General features: G+C 76.4%; 4 protein-coding genes and 1 pseudogene. All 5 read right to left on the bottom strand.

Features of this window, described 5'->3' with window-relative positions:
• Nucleotides 1-120: pseudogene (locus POF43_RS34205) on the bottom strand (aldehyde dehydrogenase family protein); the annotation flags it as partial.
• Nucleotides 121-469: 349 nt separating this feature from the next.
• Entirely contained in the window at nucleotides 470-1,060 is a 591-nt protein-coding gene (locus POF43_RS34200; protein ID WP_271318353.1) for a DinB family protein, read from the bottom strand.
• Nucleotides 1,061-1,104: 44 nt separating this feature from the next.
• On the bottom strand, nucleotides 1,105-2,508 hold the full coding sequence (locus POF43_RS34195; RefSeq protein WP_271318352.1) for a dihydrolipoyl dehydrogenase family protein: 1,404 nt from the start codon (nucleotides 2,506-2,508) through the stop codon (nucleotides 1,105-1,107).
• Between the two features lie 279 nt (nucleotides 2,509-2,787).
• Nucleotides 2,788-4,563 carry a serine/threonine-protein kinase gene (locus POF43_RS34190; protein ID WP_282704958.1) on the bottom strand — a complete coding sequence of 592 codons (1,776 nt, stop codon included), beginning with the start codon at nucleotides 4,561-4,563 and terminating at the stop codon, nucleotides 2,788-2,790.
• A gap of 162 nt (nucleotides 4,564-4,725) precedes the next feature.
• On the bottom strand, nucleotides 4,726-5,992 hold a 1,267-nt coding region (locus POF43_RS34185; protein ID WP_504993354.1), incomplete at its 5' end, for a serine/threonine kinase C-terminal domain-containing protein.

The raw sequence follows: 5,992 nt of genomic DNA, 5'->3' as shown, positions 1-5,992 counted from the left end.
GTAGACGGAGACCACCGGGCCGAACGTCTCGTCGCCGCAGACCGCCATCGAGGGGTCGACGCCGTCCAGCACGGTCGGCTCGTAGAAGTACGGTCCGACGTCCGGGCGGGGGCGGCCTCCCCGGCGGTGTCCCGAGCAGCGGCGCCGTCCTGACCGGGAGCGTCCTGACCGGCGGCGTCCTGACCGACGATGTCCTGACCGGCGGCGTCCTGACCGGCGATGTCCTGACCTGCGGCGTCCTGACCGGGCGCGGCCGGGGCGGGCGCGGGCTGCCGTGGTTCGCCGGGGGTGCCGCTCGGTTCGGCGGTGCCGCTGGGTTCGCCGGGGGTGCCGCTGGGAGTGACCTGCGCGTCCGTCATGGCGCGAGAGTACGACCGCCCGCCGCGTTTGGGTACCCGGCGGTAACCGGGTTTCACCGGTCCGTTACAAATGCGCCAGCGATCACTGGCGCAATCCCGTCGGCCGGCGGTCAGCCCTGGTACGCGGCACGGGCGGCGCCCTCCACCCGGGCGTGGTGGTCCGCCCACCACTCGGGGGACTGCTCCGGCAGGTTGTCCCCGGGGGTGGTCAGGCCGGCGACGCCGTCGATCAGCTCGCGCACGATGTCGGCGTGCCCGGCGTGCCGCTGGGTCTCGGCGATCACGTGGACCACGATCCGGTGCAGCGGGGCCTCGGCGTGCTCCGGCGGCCACCACGCGACGGTGCCGGTCTCCTCCAGCGGCAGCTCGTCGATGGTGGCGTCGGCGACGGCCCAGGCGTGCCGGTACAGCCCGACGATGTCCTCGCGGGACTCCTGCGGTGTCACCCACAGGTCCGCGTTGGGCTCGGCGCCCTCGTCGAACCACGGCCGCCACACGTCCACCGGACGGCCGAACGTCGGCCCGAAGTAGCTCAGTTCGACGCCGGCCATGTGCTTGACCAGGCCCAGCAGATTCGTCCCGGTGGGCGTCAGCGGCCGCCGCGCGTCGTACTCCGAGACCCCGTCCAGCTTCAGCAGCAGCACGTCGCGCGCCGCCTGGAGGTAGCGCCGCAGGTGGTCCTTGAGGTCGTTGTCGTCCATGCGGCGCAGTCTGCCACCGACCTCGGACAACGCCCCGAAAGCCGTCACGCGGCCAGGTCGGCCAGCGCCTCGCCGATGGCCCGGTGGAACGTCGGGTAGGCCCAGATCTGCTCGCGCAGCACGGCCAGCGGCACCCGGGCGTGGACGGCGACGGAGAGCGCGCCGAGGATCTCGCCGCCGTAGGGGCCGGCCGCGGTGGCGCCGACCAGGACACCGGACCGGGTGTCGGCGACGACCTTGACGAACCCGGCGTTGCCCACCTGGTGGACGTAGCCGCGGCTGCTGTCCGCCAGATCGGTGTACCCGGTGGCCACCGGCACGCCGCGCTCGCGGGCCTGCTCCTCGGTGAGGCCGACCGCGCCGACCTCCGGATCGGTGAACGTCACCCGCGGCACCGCGTGGTAGGCGGCGGGCGGGCCGCCCTCGCCGAGGATGCCGCGCACCACGATCCCCGCCTGGTACATCGACATGTGGGTGAACGCGCCCTTGCCCGTGATGTCGCCCAGCGCCCAGATGCCGGGGCGGCCGTTGTCCGGCGGCATGACGCGCAGCCGTTCGTCGACCGGCAGCACCGGTGCGTCCTGGTCGAGGCCGATGGCGCCGACGCCGAGCCGCGCGAGGTCGACGCGGCGGCCGGTGGCCACCAGCAGCCGCTCGGCGGTGAAGCGATCACCGCGCGCGCAGCGCAACGTGAAGCCGTGGTCACCGTATTCGACCGACTCCGCCTGCGTGCCGGTGTGCACGCCGAGGCCGTCCTCGGTCAGCGAGCGCAGCAACAGCTCGTGGGCCTCCGGCTCTTCACGCGCCAGCAGCCGCGGCGCGCCCTCCACGACGGTGACCGCGGTGCCGAACCGGGCGAAGGCCTGGCCGAGTTCGAGCCCGATCGCGCCGCCGCCCAGCACCACGAGCGACCGCGGCGCGACCTCGGCGGCGACCGCGTCGCGGTTCGTCCAGTACGGGGTGCGGGCCAGTCCCGGGATCGGCGGCACGGCGGGCCGGGTGCCGGTGGCCAGCACGATGGCCTGCCGGGCGCGGATCTCCGTCTCCTCGCCGTCCGCGTCGGTGACCGACACGACGTCGCGGCCGGTCAGGCGTCCGGTGCCGCGCACGAAGCGCGCGCCCCGGCCGGTGAGCCGGTCGACGGCGGCCTTGTCGTCCCAGTCGGCGGTGGCCGACCGCACGGTACGGGCCACCGGGCGCCAGTCCGGATGCACCATCGCGGTGCCGGCGTGGCCGGGGATGCGCCGCCCCTCGGCCAGCAGGCCGGCCGACCTGACCATGATCTTCGACGGGATGCAGCCGTAGTACGGGCATTCGCCGCCGACCAGGCGGTCGTCGACCCCCACCACGTCCAGCCCCGCCTCGGCGAGTCGCCCCGCCGCGTCCTCACCGCCCGGGCCGAGCCCGACGACGATCACATCCGCGTGGTCCACCGGGACCGCAGCCATGGCGTCCTCCCTCACGTCGCGCTGTCCCGTACCCCACGCTACGCGCCTCATACGGGACCCGCCCGCCACGGAGGGGAGGGTGGCGGCGGGGGTGCGGGGGTGGCGTCACGGGTCCGCGGTCCGCGGTCGGCGTCGGAGGCGGGCGTCACCGTGCCGGGGCCGGCGTCACGGGTCCGCGGTCGGCGTCACGGGTCCGGGCCGGCGTCAGGGGGCGGGCGTCACCGTGCCGGGGCCGGCGTCACCGCCCCCGCCGGCACCGCCGCCGGCCCGGCGTCCGGGTCAGCCGTTCGACGTGAAGCTGCCGGTGGCGGCGTCGAAGTACCGCAGGCCGTCGTCGAGCCGGTCCAGCGGGGCGGAGACCCAGACGTCCCACATGACGCCGTCGCGGTTCCAGCACAGGTCGTACGTGCGGCGGGGGCCGTCGCCGAAGCCGTTCCAGGTGAACTCCCACTGCGCAGCGGCCTGTCCGGCGTGCGTGGTCCGCGTCACCGAACCGTCGCGGTACCCGGGGTACGGCGGCGTGCCGGACGGGTGCGCGGCGGCGTCCGCCTCGGCGGTCATCACCCCGTACGGCCCCGACGCGTCCGGCTTCTGGCGGCGGATGCCGAGCCGGAAGGCCTGGCCGGCGGAGAGGTAGAAGACCCGTGGCGGCTGCGGGCTGCGGGTGAAGCCGTCCGGCACGTCGAGCGCGAAGCCGGCCGCGTCGTGGACGTAACGGAACCCGGCCGGCGCGGTACCGGAGCCCGGCGGGTGCGCCGCGTCCGACGGCGTGCCCCGCGCCCGGTCGCCACCGCCGCCGTGCCAGGCCGCCAGCACCCCGGCCGTACCGCCGGCCGCCAGCAGGACGACCGCGGCGGCCACCGCCCCGGCCACCCGGGAGCCGCGGCGCGGGACCGGGGGCGGAGTCGGGGGCGGAGTCGGGGCCGATGACGGGGGCGGAGTCGGGGCGGGGGTGGCGGGCGCAGGCGTGGGCGGCGGCGTCGAGGACGTCGATGACAGGGATGGCGAGGGGGCCGGGGACGGCGAAGGGACTGGGGACGGTGAAGGAGCCGGTGCAGGGGACGGGGTCGGGTCAGGGGACGGGGTGTCGGCCCGTGGCGCCGCCGGCCTGGGCACGGTGTTCGGGCGGGACGGGGTGGAGACCGTGCGGGAGGCGGCGGCGGCCTCGGCGGTCGGCGGGGCGGGCGGGCCGTCCGGGGCCGCGGGCGCGGGCCGCTCGGGTTCCGGCTCCGGCGCCGACGCGGCGGACGCCAGCAGGCGGGCCGCCTGCGGTGCGGCCGGCCGCGCGGCGGCGTCGCGTTCCAGCAGCCGGCCGATGACCGGCCCGAGCCGCCCGGTGCCGGGCGGCGGGGTGACGGGGGCGTGCAGCACCGCGTGCAGCACTGCGGCGATCGCGTCGCGGCGGAACGGGGAACGGCCGGTGACGGCGGCGTACAGCAGGACGCCGAGCGACCACATGTCGCAGGCGGGGGTGGCGGGTTCGCCGGTCATGCGCTCCGGCGCGGTGTACTCCGGGGAGCCGACGAACTCCCCGGCCACGGTCAGCGCCGTGCCGTCCGGCAGTTGGGCGATGCCGAAGTCGGTCAGCACGACCCGGCCGGTGCCGCGTTCCAGCAGCACGTTGGCCGGCTTGACGTCGCGGTGCAGCACGCCGCGCGCGTGGGCCGCGCCGAGCGCCGAGGCCAGGGCGGCGCCGACCCGGGCGGCCTCCCGCGGCGGCAACGGCCCGTCGGCGGACAGCAGTTGGCCCAGCGAGCGGCCCTCGACCAACTCCATGACCAGCCACGGGCGTTCGTCGGGACCGACGATGACGTCGTGCAGGGTGACGACGTTGGGGTGCTTGATCCGGGCGGCCGAACGCGCCTCGCGCAGCGCCCGGTCGGCCTGCACGCGGCGGTCGTCCTCGGACGGCTCGTCGGTGACGCGCAGTTCCTTGACGGCCACCTGGCGGTTGAGCGTCCGGTCGGTCGCCCGCCACACCGTGCCCATCCCGCCGTACCCGATCCGCTCCCCCAGGAGGTAGCGGCCGGCCACCGTGTCCCCCTGGCGTGCCATGGGAACATCATGGCCGAACCGCCGCGCGCGTGCGACGTCCGGGCGTTCACACCACCGTCGCGCGACCGTCGCGTGCGTGCGACGTCTTCACGTTCACCATCGCGCGTGCGACGTCCGGGCGTTCACGCTGATGCGACGGCCCCACCGTGGGCCGGCCCCGGACTACTCGGCGCGGAAGGTCTGCGCGGACTGGTTGAAGTAGTCGGTCACCAGCTGCCGTTGGTCGTCGGGACCGGTGAGCAGTACGACGTCGAAGTGGCCGTCGCGCAGGATCGCCAGGTTGAGCCCGTACAGCTCGACGCCGGTGTGCGGGTCACGCCAGCTGAACTGGCCCTCGGCGGCGGGAAGTCCGTTGACCTGGAGGTCCTTCAGGTCGGAGGAGGACGACCAGGTGCTGGCCCGGAAGGCGGCCAGCTCCGGCTCCTTCTGCGTCTCGTAGGTGATCGGGTCGCCGCCGGAGGCCGACGCCGCGTCCCGGCCGCGCACGACGGTCAGCCGGAAGGTGTCGCCGCCGCTGGCGTAGCCGACCTCGTGGTCCGGTCCGGCGGAGCGGCTCCAGCCGTCGTGCACCGCGAGGGTGAAGCCGGACGGGTCGTGCCGCATGCTGAAGCCGGTGGCCAACTGCGGTTCCGGGGCAGTCGTGCGCGCGGCGGGCGCGGTGGTGGTGGGGGCCGCCGGCTTCGAGCTCGCGGACGGGGTGGCGGGTGAGCCGCCGGTGGAGACCTGGGCGGGCAGCGAGCGGTCCGGGCCGCTCGCCGGCTTCTTGCCGAAGGCCATCGCGTAGGCCACCAGCCCCGCCAGGGCGAGCAGGATCACCACGAGCAGCAGCAGCCCGAGCCGCCGCGGACCGCGCCGCCCGCCCGGGCCGCCGTCCCGGTCACGGTCCCGGTCCCGGTCGAGATCCCGGTCGCGGTCGTGGTCCGGGCGGAAGGCCGGGGTGTCCCAGCCGGCGCCGGAACCGTGAAAGCCGAGCGCGCCCAGCGAGGCCGGCGCCGGGTCGGTACCGCTCCCGGCGGCCCGCGCCGACTCGGCCGCCCGGGCCCGCGCGTGCCGGCCCTGCGGCTGCTCCAGGCCGGTGAACCCGCCGCTCGGGTAAGCCTGTTGCCCCTCATAGGCCGACGACGCGGCACCGGAGGCCGGCTGGGCGGCGGCGGAGGGTTGCTGACCGGGGGCGGAGGGCTGTTGGCCGGTGTCGTGGGGCTGTGGGGCGGGGGCGGAGGCCGATCGGTCGGCGCCGTACGCCTGTTGGCCCGCACCGGAGGCCGATGGGTCGGCGCCGTACGCCTGTTGGCCCGCACCGGAGGCCGATTGGCCGGGGGCGTACGCCTTGGGGCCGGGGCCGTAGGTCTGCGGGCGGTCGGTGTCCGCCGGTCGGGCGGGGCCGGTGGAGGGGCCGGCGGCGTAGGCGGACGGGGGGGCGGTCCGGCGG

This window comes from Streptantibioticus silvisoli, assembly GCF_027947535.2.
Classification (GTDB): Bacteria; Actinomycetota; Actinomycetes; order Streptomycetales; family Streptomycetaceae; genus Streptantibioticus_C; species Streptantibioticus_C silvisoli.
This window is presented reverse-complemented; position numbering and strand designations above follow the sequence as displayed.

Bases quoted from the DNA above. Each gene is read 5' to 3' on its own strand.
- POF43_RS34200 (WP_271318353.1), bottom strand. From the start codon at position 1,060: ATGGACGACAACGACCTCAAGGACCACCTGCGGCGCTACCTCCAGGCG.
- POF43_RS34195 (WP_271318352.1), bottom strand. From the start codon at position 2,508: ATGGCTGCGGTCCCGGTGGACCACGCGGATGTGATCGTCGTCGGGCTC.
- POF43_RS34190 (WP_282704958.1), bottom strand. From the start codon at position 4,563: ATGGCACGCCAGGGGGACACGGTGGCCGGCCGCTACCTCCTGGGGGAG.